Annotated in this window: 22 protein-coding genes; 19 read left to right on the top strand and 3 right to left on the bottom strand. The window is 41.6% G+C overall.

The genetic code is table 11. From position 1 onward, the window contains the following. The first annotated feature begins 26 nt into the window (after positions 1–26). From Q9L42_RS11000 to Q9L42_RS10910, 19 genes are all read left to right on the top strand, one after another. Positions 27–1,370 (top strand): sulfotransferase family protein, encoded by a 1,344-nt coding sequence (locus tag Q9L42_RS11000; protein ID WP_349431075.1) that lies wholly within the window; start codon positions 27–29, stop codon positions 1,368–1,370. An 80-nt stretch (positions 1,371–1,450) separates the two neighbouring features. Continuing rightward, positions 1,451–2,347, top strand: a complete 897-nt coding sequence (locus Q9L42_RS10995) for an FkbM family methyltransferase (RefSeq protein WP_349431074.1) — start codon at positions 1,451–1,453, stop codon at positions 2,345–2,347. After that, positions 2,284–3,390 carry a glycosyltransferase gene (locus tag Q9L42_RS10990; RefSeq protein ID WP_349431073.1) on the top strand — a complete coding sequence of 369 codons (1,107 nt, stop codon included), beginning with the start codon at positions 2,284–2,286 and terminating at the stop codon, positions 3,388–3,390. Before Q9L42_RS10995 ends, Q9L42_RS10990 begins: the two co-directional genes overlap by 64 nt. Before the next feature lie 23 nt (positions 3,391–3,413). Continuing rightward, entirely contained in the window at positions 3,414–4,478 is a 1,065-nt protein-coding gene (locus tag Q9L42_RS10985) for a glycosyltransferase WbsX family protein (protein ID WP_349431072.1), read from the top strand. Then, the gene (locus Q9L42_RS10980; RefSeq protein WP_305908373.1) at positions 4,475–5,281 is read left to right on the top strand and encodes a sulfotransferase family protein; all 807 of its coding nucleotides are present in this window, start codon (positions 4,475–4,477) and stop codon (positions 5,279–5,281) included. Before Q9L42_RS10985 ends, Q9L42_RS10980 begins: the two co-directional genes overlap by 4 nt. 2 nt (positions 5,282–5,283) lie before the next feature. Further along, positions 5,284–6,093, top strand: a complete 810-nt coding sequence (locus Q9L42_RS10975; protein WP_305908374.1) for a polysaccharide deacetylase family protein — start codon at positions 5,284–5,286, stop codon at positions 6,091–6,093. Beyond that, positions 6,090–7,031, top strand: a complete 942-nt coding sequence (locus Q9L42_RS10970; protein WP_349431071.1) for a glycosyltransferase family 2 protein — start codon at positions 6,090–6,092, stop codon at positions 7,029–7,031. The genes Q9L42_RS10975 and Q9L42_RS10970 overlap by 4 nt, the downstream gene beginning before the upstream one ends. Further along, positions 7,028–7,978 carry a glycosyltransferase gene (locus Q9L42_RS10965; protein ID WP_349431070.1) on the top strand — a complete coding sequence of 317 codons (951 nt, stop codon included), beginning with the start codon at positions 7,028–7,030 and terminating at the stop codon, positions 7,976–7,978. Before Q9L42_RS10970 ends, Q9L42_RS10965 begins: the two co-directional genes overlap by 4 nt. Further along, complete coding sequence (locus Q9L42_RS10960) at positions 7,899–8,924, top strand: glycosyltransferase (RefSeq protein ID WP_349431069.1); 1,026 nt, start codon at positions 7,899–7,901, stop codon at positions 8,922–8,924. The genes Q9L42_RS10965 and Q9L42_RS10960 overlap by 80 nt, the downstream gene beginning before the upstream one ends. Continuing rightward, entirely contained in the window at positions 8,921–9,859 is a 939-nt protein-coding gene (locus Q9L42_RS10955; protein WP_305908377.1) for a sulfotransferase family protein, read from the top strand. Before Q9L42_RS10960 ends, Q9L42_RS10955 begins: the two co-directional genes overlap by 4 nt. A gap of 107 nt (positions 9,860–9,966) precedes the next feature. Beyond that, entirely contained in the window at positions 9,967–10,872 is a 906-nt protein-coding gene (locus Q9L42_RS10950) for a glycosyltransferase family 2 protein (protein ID WP_349431068.1), read from the top strand. A gap of 1 nt (position 10,873) precedes the next feature. Beyond that, the gene (locus Q9L42_RS10945) at positions 10,874–12,952 is read left to right on the top strand and encodes a sulfatase-like hydrolase/transferase (RefSeq protein WP_305908380.1); all 2,079 of its coding nucleotides are present in this window, start codon (positions 10,874–10,876) and stop codon (positions 12,950–12,952) included. Positions 12,953–13,128: 176 nt separating this feature from the next. Further along, positions 13,129–13,839 carry a TylF/MycF/NovP-related O-methyltransferase gene (locus Q9L42_RS10940; RefSeq protein WP_305908381.1) on the top strand — a complete coding sequence of 237 codons (711 nt, stop codon included), beginning with the start codon at positions 13,129–13,131 and terminating at the stop codon, positions 13,837–13,839. A gap of 167 nt (positions 13,840–14,006) precedes the next feature. Continuing rightward, positions 14,007–15,107 carry a glycosyltransferase family 4 protein gene (locus Q9L42_RS10935; RefSeq protein ID WP_305908382.1) on the top strand — a complete coding sequence of 367 codons (1,101 nt, stop codon included), beginning with the start codon at positions 14,007–14,009 and terminating at the stop codon, positions 15,105–15,107. Positions 15,108–15,445: 338 nt separating this feature from the next. Beyond that, complete coding sequence (locus Q9L42_RS10930) at positions 15,446–16,705, top strand: IS4 family transposase (protein WP_432648835.1); 1,260 nt, start codon at positions 15,446–15,448, stop codon at positions 16,703–16,705. Positions 16,706–16,839: 134 nt separating this feature from the next. Then, positions 16,840–17,685, top strand: coding sequence for a sulfotransferase family protein (locus tag Q9L42_RS10925; RefSeq protein ID WP_305908383.1), 846 nt, complete (start codon positions 16,840–16,842; stop codon positions 17,683–17,685). A 208-nt stretch (positions 17,686–17,893) separates the two neighbouring features. Beyond that, complete coding sequence (locus Q9L42_RS10920) at positions 17,894–19,411, top strand: MBOAT family O-acyltransferase (protein WP_305908384.1); 1,518 nt, start codon at positions 17,894–17,896, stop codon at positions 19,409–19,411. 2 nt (positions 19,412–19,413) lie between these two features. After that, positions 19,414–20,313, top strand: a complete 900-nt coding sequence (locus Q9L42_RS10915) for a hypothetical protein (RefSeq protein ID WP_349431067.1) — start codon at positions 19,414–19,416, stop codon at positions 20,311–20,313. Next, entirely contained in the window at positions 20,297–20,641 is a 345-nt protein-coding gene (locus tag Q9L42_RS10910) for a hypothetical protein (RefSeq protein WP_305908386.1), read from the top strand. The genes Q9L42_RS10915 and Q9L42_RS10910 overlap by 17 nt, the downstream gene beginning before the upstream one ends. Before the next feature lie 302 nt (positions 20,642–20,943). On the opposite strand, the gene Q9L42_RS10905 is transcribed toward Q9L42_RS10910, so the two are convergent. The 3 genes from Q9L42_RS10905 to Q9L42_RS10895 are packed head-to-tail and all read right to left on the bottom strand — an operon-like array spanning position 20,944 to position 23,908. Beyond that, positions 20,944–21,546: a tetratricopeptide repeat protein gene (locus Q9L42_RS10905; RefSeq protein ID WP_305908387.1), complete on the bottom strand. Its 603-nt coding sequence runs from the start codon at positions 21,544–21,546 to the stop codon at positions 20,944–20,946. 2 nt (positions 21,547–21,548) lie between these two features. Then, the gene (locus Q9L42_RS10900) at positions 21,549–22,691 is read right to left on the bottom strand and encodes a glycosyltransferase family 4 protein (protein WP_305908388.1); all 1,143 of its coding nucleotides are present in this window, start codon (positions 22,689–22,691) and stop codon (positions 21,549–21,551) included. Further along, on the bottom strand, positions 22,670–23,908 hold the full coding sequence (locus tag Q9L42_RS10895) for a hypothetical protein (RefSeq protein ID WP_349431066.1): 1,239 nt from the start codon (positions 23,906–23,908) through the stop codon (positions 22,670–22,672). Before Q9L42_RS10895 ends, Q9L42_RS10900 begins: the two co-directional genes overlap by 22 nt. Between the last annotated feature and the right edge of the window lie 172 nt (positions 23,909–24,080).

Raw genomic sequence — 24,080 nt, 5'->3', positions numbered from 1 at the left:
TTATTTGAAAATACTATTTTCCTTCTATGAATAACCAAGCATTTCAACCTCCAGCTTTTATTGTTGGAAAAGAAAGGAGTGGAACGACTCTTCTCTCGGCCATGCTCAATCGACATCCAATGGTATGTGTTACCCCGGAAACTGATTTTCTTTATAAGTTATTTAATTATCCTGGAGGAGATGCTGGCTTTATAAAAGATTGGCCTCAATCACTATATTCAATAATAGATAAAATGGACCCCACTGCCCATTGGAACAAACCTGCAAAGCAGGTTTATGATTATTTGAATGGACACCCCGTCTCGGGCAAAGAGGCTTTTATGTCATTAGGAAAAATAATTTGCAATAGATACGGAAAACCACTTTGGATAGAAAAAACACCAAATCATATTTTATGCTTACCGTTTATTCGTCAATTATTTCCTAAATCTCCAATCATACATATAGTTAGGGATGGACGTGATGTTTCAAATTCATTAACCAAGGTAAAATTCGGAAGTCAGAATTTTTTTGAAAATCTCTGGTTGTGGATGGATGCCGTTAGAAAATTTAATTCCTTTAGTGAAAACGATGGTAACAACATAACTATACGCTATGAAGATTTAATACAGAACCCTGAAAAAACGATACGTGAAGTTTGCAAATTTTTAAATATAACATATAACCACGAAATATTAACTCCAAACGGGTCTGAATCCGCATTGATAATTAAACATGAAAATCATATGAATCAAGCTTCAGAACCTATTGACACAAGTAAGTTAGCGAATTGGAAAAAATCCCTAACACCCGAATTGCAAAAAGCTGCATTGATGATTGCTCATAAAGAACTTATCCAATACGGATATGAAAACGCTTCTTCCGACAATCCAAAAACTTTATGTATCTCAGTGCTTCTATTGCTATCTAAGCAGCATCGACAACTCTATGATTCAATTCTTTATACAATAGCCAAAACTACCCCCCCCTATACTTTTGAATCGACATATTCTCTTAATGATTATATTCCAAAAAAACAGCCATCATTATGGATTATTGATGATATTCCTCTTCCCAACCCTGATCAAAGAAAGAGTTCTATAGTTTTTTTTCTATATCTAATAAAAACATTGATATATATTTTAAAATTTAAAATAACGGGAACCCGGTTTGTATGGATACTGCACCCCAACCAAGAGAAATCTCGACATTGGCTTATCCATAGAGTTGGAGAGCTATTTTTGGCTAAAATAGCAAATATAATAATATTGGTTAAAGATAATAAACATAATATTGAAGAAATATATAGATTTTACCGGTTAGATAAAAATAATTGCATCTTAAGTGACAGCCCTGACCTATGCAATAGACTAGTAAATCACATCAAATAGCTTGATTATATTTCAATTTTACCAATAATATACTGACAAAATTAAAACATCACTTAATAGATAAAAACATTGAGAATCATATGTTAAAACCAATATATTGGAAGTTAGCGCCAAAATTGAAAAGATTTCTCGTAAAAAAACTGAAACAATTTTCAATGTTGGGGAAAATAAATTTTGTAGTTACATTATCCATTAATAGCACCCCCTTTCGAATTCCTATGTCCAATGGCATTGGTTATGAAAATGTATTTATGACCGAAATGTGGATGGTGGAAGTGCTAAAGCGAGTTTCTACTTTAAATTCGGGTAGTTTTTTAGATATTGGCGCCAATATTGGTCAATCATTGTTAAAATTACGAGCCGTGTCAAAAACAACCCCTTGGCTTGGGTTAGAACCGAACCCAGCTTGTTCAGCTTATTTAAGCAATTTAATCCGTATAAATAATTTCGAAAAGTCGTTATTGATTCCTATCGGACTGTACAATTCTTGCGATTTGCTGCAACTGGATTTCTTTGCTGAAGGCAATGCGGTAGACAGCGGGGCATCTCTGGTAAAAAACCCTGCGTTTAGGCCGTCACGGCCGGTTATATTCAGTCAAACGGTTCCTGTTTTCACTTATTCAGACATACAGAAATTTTCACCTGAAGCTCCCGGAATCATAAAAATTGATGTTGAAGGCGGGGAATATGAAGTACTGGAAAGCTTAGTTGATCTACTTCAAAGCGAACACCCCATTATTCTGATAGAAATTCTCCCTATGAGTAGCGAAGAAGATACTTTTGCTAAGAATATTCGCCTTGAAACATATTTTAACGATATGAATTATCTTCTATATAGAATAGAGAAAAATCAAGAGCGATTTTCACATCTTGTGTTGTTGGAGGCCATTGGTACTAACAAGGAGCCCACAGGATGGGATTACTTGGCAGTGCCATTGGTAATGCAAGAAACAGTAGAAAAGAATTTCCCCTGTTAAAGGAAATTGGGATGACTATTTATTACCTCTGTCCCGACATCAAATTTCCCTGCGGCGGCATAAAAATAATTTACCGCCATGTGGATCTGTTGAATGCTAATGGCTTTGATGCGTATGTCTTACATCACAAAAAAGGTTTCCGGTGCAATTGGTTTAATAATCGGACTCGTATAGCCTATTTAAAACCGGAACCTTATAGGCGAATTTATAATAAAGTAGGTAAGATGCTGCAACCCGAAGCCATGCGAAAAATACCAATTTCTCAGGGTAAACAGACATTTATTGATGTCGGCGACATTCTCGTAATACCTGAAATGAACGGTCCTGATATCGCCCAATTTGGAAAAGGTATAAAAAAAATAATCTTGAATCAAAATGGTTTTATGACTTTTAAAGGTTATTCTTTTGCAAAAGATCGCTTGTTTAATCCTTATACGGATGAGGACACTTTGGGAGCATTGGTAAATTCTCAGCATTGCGAAGATTATCTGCATTACACATTTCCTGAAACGCAATTGTATCGTTTCTATCTTTCTGTAGATCCCGATCTATTTTCCTATCAAGAGCAAAAGAAAAAACAAATCTGTTTTTCCAAGGTAAAAAACGCTCAGGACGCCATGCAAATTATTAACATTTTAAAGTTCAGAAATGCTCTTGATAATTTTGACATAATCCCTTTTGTTAATATCCAGGAAAAAGAAGTTGCCAAACTAATGAAAGAGTCTTTGATTTTTCTTAGCCTGGGAAACCGCGAAGGTTTTGGCCTACCACCGGCAGAGGCTATGGCCTGCGGATGTATCACAATAGGCTATCATGGCTGGGGAGGTGAAGAGTTTTTCAAGCCTGATCATTCCTTTCCAATCGACGATGGAAATATCATTGGTTTTGCGGATACAATCGAGAAAGTGATTCGTGCATATAATCAAGATAACACCTTCTTTCTTAGCGAAAGAAAACAGGCAGCTGATTATATTGCAAAAACTTACTCCCTTGAAAATGAAAAACAGGCACTCATAAGTATCTGGAATACGTTAATTCATTGAGATACTCATTATTATCAAATGTTATGAAAAAAAAAGCTCGTGTAATCTCCTTTTACCTTCCCCAGTTCCACCCAATCCCGGAAAATGATGAGTGGTGGGGCAAAGGTTTTACCGAGTGGACCAATACGGCTAAAGCCAAACCGCTGTTTCACGGACATTACCAACCCCATGTTCCCGCCGATCTTGGTTTCTACGACTTACGCCTACCGGAAACGAGAATAGCGCAGACCGAGATGGCCCGGCAGTATGGTATCGAAGCGTTCTGCTATTACCATTACTGGTTCGCCGGCAAACGTTTACTTGAACGCCCATTCAATGAGGTGCTGCAGTCGGGAGAACCGGATTTCCCGTTTTGTCTATGTTGGGCGAACGCGACATGGTCAGGGATCTGGCACGGCAATCCCCACCGGATTCTGATAGAGCAATCTTATCCCGGCACCGAAGACTACGAGGCACATTTCCGCGAACTATTGCCAGCCTTTAAAGACAAGCGCTATCTAAAAGTTGACGGCAAACCATTGTTTGTCATCTATAAGCCAAAGGATATCCCGAATGTTCAACACATGGTTCGGCTATTTCGCCAGATGGCAATAAAAGCCGGTTTTCCGGATATCTATCTTGTCGGGGTATCACATCACGATGGATGGGATCCAAAAGTTAATGGCTTCGATGCGGCAATTATGCAAAACTTACCGGGCTTAACGGGGTCAATCCCATGGCGCCACCCACTGCTTAAGTTGAAGTCCAAGATCAAGGACGGCCGGCTCTCAATATACCGCTATAAAGACGTATTAAACAGTCTCATCCCTGATAAAACCAAACAATTAGAATACCTGCCATGCGTGCTCCCTAACTGGGACAATTCACCGCGTAGCGGTATCAATGGCTTGATTATTGAAGATTCGAGTCCGGAACTTTTTAAACAAAGCTTAGATAAAGCATTTGAAAATGTTTCGGCTAAACCCGCCTCTCACCAGCTTGTCTTTCTCAAATCCTGGAACGAATGGGCGGAAGGAAACCATATGGAGCCAGATCTGAAATACGGTCATGCTTATCTCGAAGCCTTAAAAAGCAGTTTGGAAAAATGAGCAACTCCCCCATTTTTATCTTTTCAGCAGGATGGCGTTCCGGAAGCACATTACTGCAGCGTCTCATTTCCTCATCCGGTAAGGTATTGATTTGGGGGGAGGCCGGCGGCGCTTTGGATTGTTTCTCTGACTCCTTTGATCGCTATGGACAGATGCTTGGCGATGGAAACCAACGGTTTAAGCACGGATTTGGTGGAAATGGCGCCAAAGAATTTTCTCGATTCATCGAGGCGGGAGACAAACGAAACCACCATTGGAGTGCTTGCATGAACCCTCCGGCCGAACATATCGCCTCAACGTATAAAAATTTTCTCGATCATCTATATGGACAGCCTGCCTTTGATCTAGGATATTCATCGTGGGGTGTAAAAGAGGTTCGCTCTGGTATTGAAACCGCCTATTTCCTAAAAAACATATATCCGGATGCGAAATTCATATTTTTAGTAAGGAATCCATTTGATGTTATTTTATCCATCAAGAAGCGTAATTGGATGGATTATGTTGATCATCCTGCTCCGTTGCTTTTTTATCTAAAGCACTGGAAAAAACTAGCCAATGAATTCAGAACGGCGACGCTTGGTTTGCCGATCAAATACGAAGACTTAGTGAACGACCCGACAACGATAAACAAGCTAAGCGACTATCTTCAATTATCTGATATTCCACACGATTTCATTCAGGAAAGCCATGCTGACTGGGAATCAAATACTCAAGTTGAATTATCTCTAATTGAAAAAACAGTTTTATCTTATATGCTTAAGACTGAGTTAAAGACTTATCACTATCAATGTCCAAGTAAATAAAAATGCCGATTATCGATCCGTTATCAAAAAGACTTTTGTGCGGAGCCGGTCACAACGGTCCTGTTTCGTTAATGTACCACGCCATTACACCAGGGACTTCTCAACCTGATTGGCCATGGGCTTTGAGTTTTAAGAAATTTTGTGGCCAGCTTACTTTATTACAAGATCATGGCTGGTCAACCTTGTGTGCTAATCGGTTGTATGTGGATCTTAGGACACTCCCGGCAAAGTCCGTTTTAATCACGTTTGATGACGGCTATGCGGATAACTATCAAGCATTTGAAGAACTGGCCAAACGCGATATGAAAGCCACATGGTTTGTGGTTACCCAAGACATCGGAAAAATGTCTTCATGGATCGATGAAGGTGTCCCCTCCAGCACTTTGCTGACTGAATCGCAGTTATTGGAAATGCGGGATGCGGGTATGGAAATCGGCTCACATACTCTTACCCATTGTCGCCTGACTCAAGTCAGCCAGCAACAAATGGAGCATGAGACCTCAGAATCAAAGAAGTTTTTGTCTAATCTATTAAACCAGCCCATCACCGCTTTTGCTTATCCTTACGGGCTTTATAATCAAGACATAATTAACGCGGTGCAAAACGCCGGTTATAAAACTGCCTTTACTACCCGCACCGGTTTCGGACTCGTTAATCACAACCCTCTTGAAGTCCGGCGTATTTCGATAATGGCAAGTGATTCATTGGCTACTTTTGCCCGAAAATTGGCATTTGCAGACAACAGTGTGGGCTGGAAAAAAATGACCCATTATTCTTTTTCTAGAATAAAAGACAGGTTAAAAAGACAGTGAAATTGCCTTCCCCCCTTATTTCAGTGATTATGCCCTGTTTTAACGGTTCAAAACATATATGGAACAGTATATCCAGTGTTTTGCATCAAACCTTCACAAATCTGGAATTAATAGTTGTTAACGACGGCTCTACGGATAACACCTTAGAAATATTAAATACCATAGAAGATAACCGATTATGGGTTATCAACCAGAAAAATGCCGGTGTCTGTAAAGCCAGAAATAATGGACTAAAGGCCGCAAAAGGAGAATTCATTGCTTTTCTAGATGCCGATGATACCTGGGCGCCTGACTGTTTATCTAAACTTTATCAAGGGCTCATTAATCACCCTCATGCGGCTCTCGCTTATTGCGGATGGCAAAATATCGGTTTAACCGGTGGCCAGGGCAAACCTTTTATACCCCCTAACTACGAATTATTAGAAAATAAAAAAGCATTGTTGTTCGAAAACTGTCGTTGGCCTATTCATGCGACTTTGACACGCCGTCTCGCCATTGAAGAAGCCGGTTTATTCGACGAGCGTTTACTGACCTCGGAAGACTTTCTGCTTTGGTTAAAAATTGGAACTCGACACCAAATAACTTTAGTGCCTGAAGTATTGGCATACTATCATCACCATGATGGTGTGCAAGCAACCAAAAATTCAGAAAAAACCGCGATAAACCATTGGCTTGCCCAGCAACTCTTTATTAAAGAAAATAAAACGTTTTCGCAAAATTTTGACACACAACAGCTTCGTAAATTAATGCACGGCGAACTTTTAAGACGCGGCTACGAGTGCTACTGGAAAAGAGACTTAAAAGCGGCCCGCACCATTTTCAGATCCGTCATGAAAAACCACTATGGTTCTTGGCGGGACTGGAAGTATATGCTACCGTCATTACTGCCTTATCAATTACATCGCGCGCTTATTGAAAAAATGGATTCCACACCATGAAAAAGCTGACCGTCGCCATATGCAGTTATAACCGTGCGCAACGATTACCCGAACTCATTCGTGCTTTAAGGGCGCAATCCTGCTCTGTCCCGTTTGAAATCCTGATTATCGATAATAACAGCACCGACAACACGCAAACGGTTGTGGCCGAATTATCACATGACGAGGGCGCTCCTGTCCGTTCAGTTATCGAGAACGAACAGGGTATACCTTTCGCCCGTAACCGGGCCATAGCTGAATGCTTGCATAGTGATTATATGCTATTCATCGATGATGATGAATTGCCTTGGCCGCACACACTGGAATCGGCTGTTCATTCACTGGATGTCGAAGGCGCTGAATGTGTTGGTGGACGTGTAAACATCAATTTTGGAGCATATATTAGGCCAAATTGGTTAACTGACGATTTGTTACCTTTTTATGCGGAAATAAATTATGGAACAAAACCGTTTTGGATAGATGATGCATCGACCCCCGTTTGGACTAGCATCGTCGCTTATAATATGGATTTATTTAGAAATAATCCCGATCTGCGTTTTGATTATCGATATAACCGGAGAGGAAAAGGAATTGGCGGAGGTGAAGACGGTATTCTGTTTCAGGAATTATTGAAAAGGAAAGTTAAAATCCGCTATCAGCCGGACATGGCTGTCGATCATTTTGTTGAGGACTGGAAAATGAAACGAAGTTATTTTTTAAAGCTTCACTTCATCGCCGGTCGAAAATACGGCCAATTTCAGATGGATGATTATGATCGCACGATACTTGGCGTTCCCCCTTTTATGATCCGGCAATTGCTGCAGCAAATCGGCAAGACGCTGAACTTATATCTACGGAACAAGCCCGGCGCACTACGGCAAGCGATGAATGCCTCCCATGCCATGGGCAGCATCTGGGGAAAATTCCTGGCTCGCAATGAAAAAAAACATACAGCTGATGCCGCCTGAATTTCAAGCTATCGAGGTTTTGATCTGCACACATAACAGATCGGAGCTTTTACAACGAGCCATCAATTTTTTAAATAAAGCCGAACGCCCCCGCCATTTAGAAATTTCGCTATTTATTGTAGCCAATGCCTGCACCGATGAAACCCATCAGTTTCTAAGGCATTACCAGGAAGAATCCGATCCCGACTTACTTCCATTGAAATGGCTGGAAGAGCCCCTCCCCGGCAAATCCAACGCCTTGAACAGTGCGATACCTAAGTTGACGGCCTCGGTGATCGCCATGGTAGACGATGATCATAGAGTCGATACGCAATATTTTATGGCTATCGATCAGGCTTTAACACAATATCCCGATGCTGATTTTTATTGCGGAAAAATCATTCCGGACTGGAACGGTTCCGAACCCCAATGGGTGCATGACCAAGGAAAATACCGCATTTATCCGCTACCGGTGCCTCGCTTCGAGCTAGGCGGCGAAGCCATTCAAGTCACGCGCGACATCGCCGTACCGGGCGGCGGGAACCTGGTAGTCAAGAAAAAACTGTTTAAACTGATTGGCGACTTTTCAACCGATTTTGGACCTGTTGGTCATAACCTAGGCGGAGCGGAGGATCTCGAATGGGTTATTAGAGCTTACAAAGCCGGAGCGCATCTGCAATATATTCCTAATATGGCTCAATATCATTATGTGGACTCAGAACGAATGACGCTTTGTTATGTAATGAAGAAAGCGTATGAACGCTCATCATCGACTATCAGGCTAAAAGATGATGCGCGAAATTATGCCGGATTGTTTCCCCGTTATTTAATCAGGAAATTAATGGAGTATTCCGTTTATATCCTATTAAGTTTATCCTGCTCAGCTCGCAGATTTTACCTGGTGAGACTTGCGGCTACGCTGGGAGAAATCAAAGGCTTTCTCATGGCAAAAAGGAAAAAGGCATGAATGCATTAACAAAAACCGCAAAATTATTTGATCGAGAAATCATTCGGAAGAATTTAATCGAACTTAATTATCGGGTGAAAGAAAATATCTATTATCTTACCCATCCTTTCATGCCCGATCCAGTATTTATCGTCGGCTGTTCGCGCGCCGGCACAACCGTCACTTTTGAAACGATCCGGACTTCCCCAGACCTTCTTTCATTTCCTTTTGAAATCCCACAATTTTGGCACAGCTTGGTAGGCCCCTTGAATAAAGACTGGGATTCAGAGGCCGCATCGAGTCATGACGCTCGTTCTCAGCATCGAGAGCAGGCGTTTGCTTATTTTTATTCCAGGCTTGGAAAGGGTCTAGTGCTGGATAAAAGCTGCATCAATGTCATGCGCATACCTTACCTGAAAGCCTTGTTTCCCAATGCTTATTTCATCTATATCCAACGTGATGGCCGCGACAATATCAGTTCCTTGATGGAAGGATGGAAGCAACGTGGACGTTTTGACTTACACCAGTACTTGGGCAAACTGCCTGAGACAGTACAGATTAATCAAGGTAAATTCAAAGACTGGTGCTTTTTTCTCCCTCCCGGCTGGCGAGATTACAACAACGCTTCCCTTGAAGAGGTTTGCGCCTATCAATGGTTGACGGCAAACCGTATGGCTTTGGAAGCTAGAACCCTTATTTCCGACGATAAATGGATTCATCTTCGCTATGAAGATATCTTCGAAGATCCCGTCGAAATGTTTAAAAGCGTTTTTGAACGGTTGCAACTGCCATTCTCCGAAAAACTCAAGTCACATTGCGCCACTCTGAATAAACGCCCTACCAGCATAGTCAGCGGACCGCCGAAAAAAGAAAAATGGAAAAGCCAAAATCCTGAGGCCATAGAGAAGATTCTACCGGTCATTGAACCTATGTTGAAGGAATTGGGATACGAGTAAATTCTAATTGGAATTATTGTATTGGTGTGATTATTTTAAACAATGAGTAACACTAACCTTGAGTGATACGCCGGTACTAAACTTACATTATCGACATAATACTAACAATGCCCCATTCTCAATCATTAATCAGCATAATCATCCCGGCCTATAATGCTGAAACATACATAAAAAAAGCACTCGATAGTGTGTTGACTCAAAGTTATCGCCATTTTGAAGTATTAGTCATAAATGATGGCAGCACCGATAACACCGAAACTATCGCTAGAAGTTATGATGACACAAGAATAAGGCTAATATCACAACCGAATGGAGGACTAAGTAATGCCCGCAATACCGGTATTCGCTCCGCCAAAGGCGATTATCTGGCTTTTCTCGATGCCGACGATTACTGGATGCCTGAAAAACTGGCTCTTCAATTAGAGCTATTAAATCATCATCCTGAAATTGGTTTTTGCTCTACTCGGACTCGGGTAGAAACACCGACAGGTGAATTTATTAACGACTGGCCTTGCCCTAATATCAATACTTCTACCTTGCATACCATTTTTGCCCAAAATGCCGCCATTGCCGGCAGCGGCTCCAGCGTTATGGCGAGAAAAAAACTACAACAGCAGGCCGGATTTTTTGACGAATCGCTAGCCAGCCTTGAAGATATAGATATGTGGATGCGCTATGCGGCACTTGCCGAATATGCCTGCTTGCCGGAAACAGTAACCGTCATCACCAAACGCCCAGACAGTATGAGCCGTAACTTGAAAACAATGCGAGATAATGCCATTAAAGTATTACGAAAAAACAGATCATTATTGGACCAATCTGCGCAGAAAAGTTTTTGGCGATCCTGTTATGCCAGCATGTTAACGGATTATGCTAAATGGGAGGCCCGAAGTGGAGACAACGTACAAGCCATTCTTCATCTATTGGAAGCCTTTATTTACGCCCCTCTGCATAAAGGCCGGCTATGTCTGGGACTATTATTTGCGGTTATGTTTAAAAGGCCGTTAACCTGATATGGCCTCAATCCTGAGCGAATCCCTTTTCTCTGCGGGCTGGGTAGCCATTACTATAGGCGTAATACTGCTTATTCGCTCTTTATTGAATTTTTCCAGAACGGGGCCCAAAATCAGAAAGGAAGTTCAAGAAAAGTTCTTTATTTATGGCGTTTACGCCCTAACCAGACTGGCTTTCTGGAGTTGTCTAGTCGCTTTTTATCTTGCCTTTCCTGGCTCGCTTTTAAGCTCCTTGACTTGTCAATCTTTTGGCCCGAATAATTCCCTTATCATTTCTACCCTAGCCGGGATAATCAGCTTTGCATTATTCACTGTTCGGCAATTCCTTAATCATCTGCGTCACACCCCAGGAATCATTGCAACCTCCGCTAATTTTGAGATCGTACGGCTCCATAGCATCTGGCAAAAACTCACCGTTAACAATTTAAAAAGCATTGACTTTATCCTTCTTTGTTTATTTGCCGGTCCTGACTTGTTTTTCTTAGCCGATTTTTTGCTCGATCGTCAATGGCATGACCTTATCTTTTTATTTTTGCTATCGCTAGTTTATTGCCTGCCGCTGTTTTGGAATAGTATGCAGCGAGAACCGTCTGCTGTCCCTCACCAAGCTGATCAAAAATATCCCAACATCGTCATGATCGGATCGGATACCTTACGGGCGGATCATTTAAGCGCCTATGGCTACCACCGACCTACCAGCCCATTTTTAGACAAACTGACGAAACGAAGTACATTATTTCAATCCTGTTATGTGCCTTTGGCAAGAACCGCTCCCAGTCTGGTGTCTCTGTTCACAGGCTGCTGGCCTGATACTCACGGAATAAAAGACAATTTTATTTCGGATGCTCAGACTCAAAATATGAACCTACCCTCTCTGGCCGCTTGCTTGGAAAAAGCCGGTTATCAAACGAGTACTATTAGTGATTGGGCGGGCGGTGATTTAGGCAAATTTAAGCTGGGCTTCCAAAATAAAAAACTGCCTGAGGATCAATGGAATTTAAAATATTTAATCAAACAAGGTCCCAAGGATATTCGATTATTCTTATCGCTTTTTTGCCATAATAAATTCGGCAAAATTGTATTGCCGGAGCTTTATTATTTAGCCGGCGTTCCCTTGACTCGGCAACTAGGACTTGAAGCCCGCAATGAATTGGCAAAGTTATCGAAAGAGAATCGCCCTTTTCTGCTAAATCTCTTTATGGGAACAACCCACCCTCCTTTCTCTAGCAATTATCCTTATTATCAGTTGTTTTCGGACCCAAATTACCAAGGTCGTTCCAAATTCTGTATGTCGAGACTCACCTCGCCGGAAGAAATTATTGAAAGCCAGCAAGAACCCAGAGACGCCTTCGATCTTGATCAAATCATTGCGCTCTACGATGGATCGATTCGGCAATTTGATGACGAAGTTCAACAAATATTTAACTATATAGAAAAATGTGGACTTAACGATAATACAATAATTGTTATCTACAGCGATCATGGCATGGAATTATTTGAACATGACACCTGGGGACAGGGAAACAGTATCAACGGCGATTCAAGCGCGCATATCCCTTTAATTATTCACTCCCATCACTCCAAGCTAGGCACCGTACATCGTGAAAAAGTCAGAAGCATCGATATCATGCCGACACTATTGGATTTGTGCGGTGTAAATATTCCGGAAACAGTTCAAGGCGTTTCGTTAAAGCCGGTAATTGAAGGCGAAGCTATCAACCAAGAACTCACGGTTCTTTATGAAACCGGTATATGGCTGTCGACGCCGCCAAAACAAAAGGCCGGCCATATCACTTATCCCGATATCTTTAATCTACTGGAAATACCCAATCCCAAAAGCGGAACGCTCTCTATTAGCCCTGAATACGTTGAAACTATAGAATCCGCCCGCGACTGGCTTATATGGCGAGGGCCATGGAAGTTGAAATGCTTTGCTTTAAATAATGGGCCACATTATGAGCTGTATAATACCGACAATGATCCGTTCTGCAGAAATAATATCGCTGAAAAGGATTTTGGTATTGTAGAAAAACTTTTAACCGCGCATAAGAAATTAATGATTAAATACTGGGAAAAATAAAAAGTAAGTGCCTAGTAATAATTTTAGTTGCAAAAGCCATCATCCATGATAACTGGATTTCGGCAATCCATACCGGAATGACGAAGCCCCTAAGACCGTCTTACTTTTTTCTAGGTACTATAGCTAGCCAAATGGTAAATTGACTGGATATATTCATAATAATAGGAAGAAAACAGATGCCTATCAAATCATTATTTAAGAAATTCTTTAGGATATTAGACTATAAAATTGAGAAAATCGATCCTCTTGAAGAGAGCATCCCCGCTGGTTACAACCATTCACCTTTTTTGCCCCGTATATATCGGGGGGCACTAGATCGTTATCTCTATTTCAAGGATATGCTTTGCATGGTCCAAAACGTAAATGGGGACATCGTAGAATGCGGCGTTTCAATAGGACATGGGGCCCTTTTATTCACCTTATTAAGTGATTATATAGATAAGCCCAGAACATACTATGGGTTCGACTCTTTCGAAGGTTTTCCTGATCCTATCGAGAAGGACGAAAGTACGCCAATTACAAGCAAAGGTTTCTGGGCAAACCCACCGGAAACAGTATTGAAGGTTCTGCGTGATGGCCGTTTAGACGAAAAGCTTATTAACGAGCGTATACATCTTCTTAAGGGTTGGTTTGACGAAACACTCCCAAAGTACCAAGGACCTATCGCCCTGCTTCATCTTGACTGTGACCTTTATGAATCCTACACACTTGCCCTAGAAAATTTATATGATAAGGTTCAGCCGGGAGGAGTAATTATGTTCGATGAGTATCGTGATAACCGCTGGCCTGGGGCAACCAAAGCGATAGATGAGTTTCTTAGTGACAAGCCAGAAGTGATTCAATCACATCAAAAATGTACCTGGAAATACTATATCGTTAAGCACTAAATAACTAATCAAGTTTTTTTCCGTTTCTTTTTAATCGCAAGAGTTTTCCGGCTTTTAGAAAAAATACATAATCACACTGATACTTAGTGTCGCTGCTTATTATGTAGAGATTAAGGAAATACTTTAACAATAGAATTACTCAAGAACAAGCGCCAGGTGATAAATTCATGAAAAAACCCGTTGTATGCTTTTTCAGCATGAGCGCAGGAAATTGGGGCGGAGCAAGCAGAGTACTGTTTACGAGCCTACCTTCGCTCGACCGAGAGAAACTTACGCCACTTCTGCTTTTACCGTGTCATGGCCCTATCGAAGATGAATTGAAACAATTAGATATCCGTTACTCTGTTTGGGGAAAGCTTACCGAGCCCGGTTCAGTTATAAATTATCTACGTGCTTTTTTTAGGGCTTTGTTTTTTTTCCGCAGAGAAGAAGTCTCGGTCATCCATATCAATAGCTCCAATTTCTGGAGACCAGCGGAATTATTGGCCGCTCGGGTGCTTCGCATCCCGATTATTGTTCACTACCACGTCATCAATGACGAGCCTTCTCCATTTATAAACTTATGTCAAGCCGCCATAAGTGTTTCCAAATATACTGCCGAGCATTCCTTACCCGTCAAATTGCAAAAACCGGTCATCTATAACCCAATTGACCTTACTAGATTTGATGCCGGAAACAGCATGCGTAGGGAACTGGCAATTAATCCCGAACATATAGTGGTGGCCTTTCTTGGTCAAATAAGAGAAATTAAAGGGGTCGCCGATTTCATCGAGATGGCTCATCAAATTAAAAATCCCAATGTTCGTTTCCTGATCGCCGGCGAATGCCGTGATCCCAATAAGTTTGCGGGCTCCTATACTGAACGAAACCTACAGGAACTGTTTGCGGATGACTCCCGTATCCGCTATATCGGTTATGTAAAGAAGGTAGAAAATGTCTATCACACTGCGGATATTATAGTTGTACCTTCGCGTTGGCAGGAACCTTTAGGGCTGATTAATCTGGAAGCAGGAGCATGCCGCAAACCGGTGGTGGCTACCCGTGTGGGCGGCATTCCAGAGGTCATACATGATGGCAATAATGGATTTCTGGTTGATCCTGGCGATACATCAACCTTGAAAGCCCGTGTTGAACAACTTATCAATGACCCGGATCTGCGGCACAGAATGGGAGAGGCCGGTAGGCGCCTGGTGGAAAATGAATTCACCGCCCAGCCCGTAAGACAATTTCAAGAATTACTTTTGAGTTATGTCCACCCAACTAAATAAATGCGGCAAAATTCTTATTTAGAATCAGTTTAAAATAAGAAAAAAAATCTTATCCAAATAATATCTGTTTTTATGGACACTATGATTTTTTTAACCAATAAAAAAGTTCTATATAATTTGATATTAAAGCATAAAAATGAACTGGCATTTTAATTTTTAAGTGATTGGTAATAAGTATAGTTGTATAAGTCATCATCCATGATAACTCACACGATTACCCACAAATTGGAAACATTCGATAAAATAGATGTTTTTGTCTGAATTAAGATGAGTTGGGTAGCACAGGAATTGGGGGCGTCGATTTGGGCGATGCACGGAGAACGAATAGGTTGATCAAATTGACAGAGCAATTAGCCGTACAACCACAGGCGAGTTTGCCATTAGCGGCGATGGGTTGGGGCGAAACGAAGGCCGCCTATCGTTTGCTGGGTAATGAAGCGATTGAGCCTTTGGATATTCTCAAAGGACATGCGGATCGTAGCCTGGAAAGAGCGCAAGCCCATCCCGTTGTGTTGGGCCTTCAAGATACGACCGAATTGGACTTCAGTAGTCAACCGGGAATTGCCGGGTTGGGTCGCTTAAACTACGAAGCGCGACAAGGTTTTTATGTGCATCCCACCTTGCTCGTGACGCCAGACGGTCAAGCACTGGGGGTAACCGACGCCTGGATGTGGTCGCGCAAACCGAAGGATGAACCGGACATCAAAGAGAGTCTGCGTTGGATAGAAGGCTATGGCAGGCTTGCCGACCTGGCCGAACAAACACCCGGCACGCGTTTTGTTTATGTGGCGGATCGAGAGGGCGACCTGAGAGACTTGCTGGAAGAAGCCCAGCGTCGTCACCATGCCGCCGATTATTTAATCCGGGCGCGACACAACCGCAAGCTGGCCGATGAAGACGATAAGCTGTGGGATAGCGTAGCGGCGAGTTCGCCGCTGGGTCAAATTGAGTTTACCCTGGAAGCGAATGGTGAGCGCAAAGCGCGTCAGGTCAGGCAAAGCCTCTACGCACAACGAGTGACGTTGAAACGCAAACGCAAAACGGATTCCGACTTATCGGTCACGATCATTTTAGCGCAAGAAGACAATCCGCCAGAAGGCGTTGAACCGATTGTTTGGCGCTTGCTCACCAACCGGTTGATAGACACCTTGGAACAGGCGGCGGAACAGGTCGATTGGTATCGGCGTCGATGGTTGATTGAAATCTTCTTTCGGATTCTCAAAACCGGTTGCCGAGTCGAAAAGTTGCAATTGTCTGAAATTGACCGGTTGCAACGCGCTTTGATGATTTATTTGATCATTGCTTGGCGTATATTACACGTTGTCACATTGGGGCAACAGTGCCCCGATTTACCTTGTGATGTGGTGTTCGACCCCGAAGAATGGCAAGCGGCCTGGATTGTCAAGCATCGCAGTCAGCCACCCGAAACGACACCGTCGTTAAACGACATGATCCGGATTATTGCCGGTTTTGGTGGTTTTCTGGGGCGAAAGAGCGATGGTCAACCCGGCCCTAAGGCGATTTGGGAAGGGATGGAAAAAGTGAGGCATTATGCCGTTGGCCTGGAGATTGGAAAGGCTGTTTTCGCTTCGGGGTGAGATGTGGGTAATCGTGTGATGATAACTGGATTCCGGCAATCCATGCCGGAATGACGAAGCACCTAAGACCGTCTGAATTTTTTCTAGGCACTTATGCCATGAAGAAATAATTTTTTATATTAATAGGCATAGTAATGAATTTTGGAAGTACTTTATTGAGTATATCAAATCATCTCCCATGGCGTGTTTCACTTAAAGTAAGAAGTATTTTAGGAGTTATTCCAGATTTTTTTATAATGGGCTTTCCTAAGTGTGGAACAACATCATTGTATAACTATCTAATTCAGCATCCTGAAGTAATGAAAGCTGATGGTAAAGAACAATGGTATTTTTCGACCTTCCCTATTGAACCGATCGAATATTATAAATTTCGTTATCCATTCCGAATTGATAAATTTATACATAAGACCATAAAAAACAGACAATTGCTTTTGGGTGACGGAACTCCTGACTATATTTTCAGAGAAAAATCAATCAAGCTTATAAAATCGACCGCTCCAAACGCCAAAATAATTATTTTAGTCAGAAACCCAATAAAGAGAAGTTATTCTTATTACAAACATGAAAAAAGAGCTTGTAGGATAAATCAAAAGTTTGAACAATTAGTTCAATATGAGTACAATATGTTTAAAAAGAAAGGAATTCTATTACATGAGAACTTATATTCCCACCCTCAACTGAAAGACACCTTTCTTCTTGGCAGTATATATTCAGAGTACTTGGAAATTTTATTAAAATATTTCGACATAAACCAAATTTTATTAATTGATTCTGAAACTCTCTTTAATGAACCTAAAACAACCTATAAAGAAGCTTTACATTTTCTAGAACTAGAAGATTACGATAATATAGAATTTAAAGCTTTCAACTCAGGTAATTACAACATTAAAAGTATCCCATGCAACGACTTTCTTAAATCATTTTATACACCATATAATAAAAAATTAAAAGAAATGTTTAGTAAAGAATTTTCCTGGTAAAATATTTCTTCCCCTTTCGACCCTAAATAACATGTTATCGTCTAATGGTAGCTGATAAGGACTTATTGCGATGCACTTACCAAGATGCTATAGCCAATAGATTGGATTCGTATAACAATAACGAGCATAGTGTACATTAGAAATGCTATTCAATTCCTACGTTTTTATTTTTTTATTTTTGCCAATTACTTTTTCTCTATATTTTTACTTGGCCAAATATAAAAATGGGGAGAGTGCGATAGGATTTTTAGTATTAGCCTCTTTATTCTTTTATTCCTGGTGGAACCCCGCTTATCTGGCCCTCATTTTATGTTCGATAGGAATCAATTATGCATTAGGAGAAACAATATCTAAACAACGAAAAAAAGGCAATAAAAGATCCTCAAGAATCTTTTTAATAGCCGGCGTTAGCTTTAATTTAGGCCTTATAGGATATTTCAAATACACGAATTTTTTAGTTGATAATATCAATAATCTGTTAGGTTCGAACATTCAACTAGAGCCTATTGTTCTACCCTTGGCGATATCCTTTTTCACATTCCAGCAGATCGCCTATCTCATCGATGCATTTAAAGGAGAGACTCAAGAGTTTAAGCTCAGTCATTACGCATTGTTTGTCACGTTCTTTCCACAGCTTATCGCCGGGCCCATTGTCCATCATAAAGAAATGCTGCCGCAATTTCTGCACTTGGAAAATACGAGGCCAAATTTAGAAAAAATAGCCAGCGGAATCGCTATTTTTTCAATGGGATTATTCAAAAAGGTTGTACTTGCCGATGGCGTGGCCCAATACGCCACGCCTGTGTTTGACTCGATAGATTCGATTGAAAACCTATCATTTTTTATCGCATGGGGCGGCGCTCTCGCCTACACCTTTCAATTATATTTTGATTTTTCCGGTTATTCCGATATGGCTATCGGCCTTTCTCTCATGTTCGGCATATCTCTTCCAATAAACTTCGCGTCGCCATATAAATCAATCAGTATTATTGAATTTTGGCGCCGCTGGCATATGACGTTATCTCGTTTCTTGAGAGATTATGTCTATATCGCCTTAGGCGGCAATCGTAAAGGCGATACACGACGTTATATCAATTTGTTCACGACGATGCTGCTTGGCGGGATCTGGCACGGGGCGGGATGGACGTTTGTTTTGTGGGGAGGATTACATGGCGTGTACCTAATCATCAATCATGCCTGGCATTTTATAAAAAGACTGTTTAACTTACAGTGGTTAGATAATAGTCCTGCGTGGAATCTCGTGGCATGGTTAATCACTTTTATCTCGATCGTCAATGCTTGGGTATTATTCCGTGCCAAGAATTTGGCCGACGCCTTAGAAATTTTCAAAGGCATGTACGGTTTTAATGGCATCGCGCTACCTAACGCAATTTACGTCCGCCTGCACTTTGCAAGCGATCTGCTAAGCGGCTTGAATATTACCAGTTATATTGGTGGAGGCACGCAATTTGTTTATACCTATACTTGGGTCGGAATCTTATTGATCATCGTACTCGTCATGCCTAATACACAACAAATTATGAAGCGGTATTTCGATTATTCTTCTCATACCGAACCACATTATGCACTTTTTAATCAAGGCATCGCATCGCAAGCATTAACTTTTCAATTCAATAGAGCCTGGGCCTTTGTCATGGCTGGCATGTTCGTGTTCTCCATTTTTGGTTTAACACGCGTTTCAGAATTTTTGTATTTCCAATTTTAGTCATGTCGCCCAAAAAATATTTATATTGGTATGCCGCATTAGTTATCGTCTTGTCTGGTTTGCTGGCGACATTCAATATGCTGGTTGACCATTATTTGTTGTTTGGCAGCGAAAGAATATCCGGGTTCAACGAAAAAAAACCCACTTCAATTAATCGTACCAAGCTATATAAGTCATATGAAGTAATGCGCGTCACACCCAACAGCTTAATCGTGGGCAATTCTCGTCCTGAAATGGGACTAGCCCCCCAATCAAGCTGCTGGAAAAGCGAACATGGGACCGTATATAGCTTAACCTTTCCCGGTTTGAGTGCTTATGAGCAAATTCGCGCTCTGTTTCATGGCGTATCGAGTAGTAACGTCTCCCATATATTATTGGGGGTAGACTTTTACGATGTGTTATATCGAAGAAGAAACAATGATAATCCGTTTGCCTGGCCTCACAAGAGCTCGGAGTTCCTCGACCGATTGCTTGTGGATGAAAATTTAAAAGAAAACGACCGCTTTTGGAGGACCCAGTTAAGTGATTCGTTCATGGCACTTTTTTCGTTGAATGCGGTGATCGACAGCCTCTATACCATCGCTTTACAATCGCCGAACAGCCCGGACAGGACCCGTTTAGGCTTCAATCCAGCCAGAGATTACCAAGAAGTGATTCAACACGAAGGGGCATGGGTTTTATTTAATCAAAAATTAAGCGAACTTAAATCTCACTTTTCCAAGACTGGTATGAGCATTTATACTCCTCCTTACCGCTGGTCGATCGAACTCGAAGCTCTAAAGCGAACCATAAAACTCGTTCAAAAACATAACATTCATCTAATTATATTCATCAATCCTTACCATTATAGCTATCTGGAAAGTATTCGTGAGGCCGGTTATTGGGATGGAATTCAAGCGTAGCTTAACGAAATTAGTATCGGAATACGGAAACGCCAATATTGAACTTTGGGATTTTTCCCTTTATTCGGAATACACGGCTACCCCCATTCCGAATAAAGGCGAAGATATTCGCTTACGCTGGTTCTGGGAGCCCGCCCATTATACCGCACAACTCGGCGACATCATGCTTGAAGAGTTTTTTGGCAAGGATTGCGTATCGGACAAGCTTTCAGTCCCGTTAGGCGTCCGATTGAATGACATCGTTATAGAAAAACATCTAAACAATCAGATCAAACAGAGAGATTTATTGCTACACAATGGTAAATTAGCCCTGAACAAAGCGATGTGAAGCGGAATCGGTCCGGCTCTTTATGAATGACAGCATCTACGGCATTCCTTCTCATTCTATAGGGAAATCAACCACTCGTCTGAATCTATTTTGGTTGGGTACCCTGGAATGCTTAAAGGAGTTTTGTCTCGCCGGTAATGTAAAATACCGACTCATACCCCCGCAAGTGAAATCTGCAGGGATGAACCTATCGAAAATTGCACTTCACAATCCCCCACAACGCTTCTTTGCTACTTGCGTTGTCCGGGTTGAGCGCCTTTGAAATATCGACAAGAACGAATTAAACAAGGTAGGGGAAACATTTATTGACTCATACTTTTAATCTGTCTTTTCTTTTTAAGCAATAATTTTGAATTAGGTTTTTTCTCTAGCGCTTGCTCCAGCCTTTTACGCGCTTCTTTTTTGTTGCCCATTTTCAGATAAATATCGATTAATCCTATATGAGCTTGCGTATAGTTTGACTTAAGACGGATTGCTTCTTCGTAATCGGCTATCGCTTTGCTTAAGTTTCCTTGCATTTCATAGGCTCTGCCGCGATATCTAAGCACGGTTGGGCGCAACGCAAATTGGTTATTCTTCGCCTCAAGGACATAACTCAGCTCACTGACAGCGACACTCAAAGCATACCCCTGAGCGCGTTTATCGTTAAACATCTTTTGAGCATTGTTCAGAGCATTCAAACCGGGGCACAGATGCTGAGGATTCCTGAAGTCATAACGCTTCTGATGTCTCGCCAACAACTCTCGATCTTTTTTTGCCCAGCTGGTGCAAAATGGCGGCAAAGTTCTAAGTTCCGCTTCAGTGATATCACCATAATATCTAACGGCAAATGCTGGAAAAGTAATAAACATCAAGAAAGTAAAAAAAACGCAATTTAATAAGGTATCTTTAAATTTCTTCATCATAGCTACACCTCTTCAGATGTTAATTTAGCGACATATTCCCACGAATAACGCTTATGGGCCCTATCGTAAGCTTCACGACCAAGATCTTGCCGAAATTTTTCATCACTGAATAATTCTTTGAGTGCTTTTATGACACTTTCGATCGAGCTGCCATCAACTCTCAATCCTGTGACTCTATCTAACACAGCCGAGCCTGTCCCTCCCGAGCTTCCACTGATTACCGGTTTTCCGCAAGCCGCCGCTTCGAGAAAAACCATACCAAAACCTTCGGTGTCACCGTTGATTTCCCTATTAGGCATGGCAAACACATCACAAGCGTTGTACCATCTCGGCAAGTCATCCATATCCACATGGCCTAATAGGTGAACACGATCAGAGACGCCATTTTTTTGTGCTAAATCACGTAAATATTGTTCATCTTCACCAATACCGATGATGGCGTATTGAACCTCTATCCCTGCTTCGATAAGGGCCGGTAATGCTTTGATGACCTGGTCAAATCCTTTACGCCGGCTCAAACGACCTACCGACAGAATTAATTGTTGTTCTTTATTCAAATTAATTTGTTGATGTAAATCACCAAAAGGCAGTCCGGGTTTGAACCGATCTATGTTGACGCCAGGCGATATTAATTTGATTTTCTGGTTATCTATATTGAGCTTTAACAGTTCATTTTTTGTGAAGTCACTATTAGCGATAATCTTATCCGCATGCCTATAAGCAAAGCACATTGCTTTAAATTTAGCCGGCTGGCGCCAGGTTGTAATCTCCTCTCCATGCGCATAGATTACCACCGGTTTAAAAAACAGCTTGCCGACTAACCAGGAAACGAGACCTTCCGGTAAGACTCGCCCGGCATGAATGGCGTCTATTTTATGCTTAAAGCAAATCGAAACAGCCTTAGCAAACAACTTAACATAAATACCCAGCGACTCAGGCCTTAGCCAGGGCACTCTTTTTAAGTCCACCCTGTGGATGCTATTAGGGTGCGCGTCATCGTATTCCTTAGCACCAGCCACATCAGCCGTTACGACATGAATATCCTTCCCTCCCAAGCGACGATAGACCTCGTCAAACCAAACCGCCGTGCCTCCCTTGGTGGGTAGAAATAATTCTGTAACAACTAGTACATTCTTTGATTCCATGTTTTTTTGCGTACGTTTAAAAAGAGAAGAAGCGGAACAAATAATCCGCTGATGTACAACCATTTTTTGATCGATTGATTAGCCCACAATCTATCCATACAGACGAACAAGCGGGCGCCAAAGGAACGCTCTATAAAGTTTTCATTTTTCGACGCCAGCTTATCGGCTAACTCATGAGTCGATAAAAACATGAGTTCAGGGTATTTTGCAAGCGCTCCGGAAATTACTTTCTCCAATTCCGCTATTGCATTTTTCGTTGCGTCATCATCCTGAATAAAATTAAAACGATGAGTTTCTAACAGTGTCGGCTGGCCTAATTCTGTATTTTTCATCAACGTATTGATCGCCATATCGGATGTATGTCCAAGGCTAGGTTCAAAATAATCGTTTCTTACCATATAAATTAAGCCGGAATCAGATAATTGTCCATTGACAATTTTTTGACGTGCTCCATTAGGCTTGCCTTCTTTATCTCGACCATTGAAACATTGTCCCGGCGTAACCAGATATTCAATATTATGGCGCTTCCAGCTTCTTTCTACCGATAGATCCCAAACAAATGTAGGCGGCACCGCTACCTTAGGATAGAAACCGAATAGCTGTTTAAAAAAACCGACTTCTTCATCAACCGCCTTATCGATTTCATCTTGACTTAAAGGCGATGTCGGCAATTGTTCAGCATTTACCCATCGGCTTTGCAACACGGACGGAAGCGTTTCGGTTTGAGGAAACTTATCCTGGTCCAGCCAATGCCGAATCTGCTCATCTGAAACTAACGCACGCATTAGATTATCAGGCCAGTAATGCGCCATTCCATGTAACTGCAAATCAAACACACCTTGGTCTAAGCCATCGATCAAGGCTTTATTTATCGGAGAGAAAACCGGATGATCGAGTCGTATTTCTTTATATTTTTTAAATTCCGCTTGCCTGATTTTTTCGCTATCCGGAACAGACAGCACCACTCCTATTGTCATCACCGGATGATGTTCATATTTATCGACATATTTGCTCAGTATTGAACTAATTCGAGCTAACGAGCGAAATTGAATTAAAGGGCCCGCCCCCCAATCGTCGCTTTCGAATATCAATACCGGAAATTTTAAAACCGGCTCTTTCCAGTATGAAGCAATCTCATTGCGGTAACGACCAATGATGATAAAGCACCAAATAAAAAACCAACTTGCTACTAAAATAGCGGTCAACATTAAAGTCATCAGTCTAATTATTGTTTATTTGTAACTACTCACTCCCATTCGTAGGGTGGATAAGCGGAGCGCATCCACCGGGTCGGCATCTTTGGTGGATGCGCCCTTCAGGCTTATCCACCCTACATGCCCTGCCGCGTTCGATAAGTGGGGCGAGCAGTTACGTTTATTTCAAGCTTAT

Source organism: Methylomarinum sp. Ch1-1, from assembly GCF_030717995.2.
Taxonomy (GTDB): Bacteria; Pseudomonadota; Gammaproteobacteria; order Methylococcales; family Methylomonadaceae; genus Methylomarinum; species Methylomarinum roseum.
Note: the sequence above shows the minus strand (reverse complement) of the source record. Positions and strands in the feature narration are given on the sequence as shown.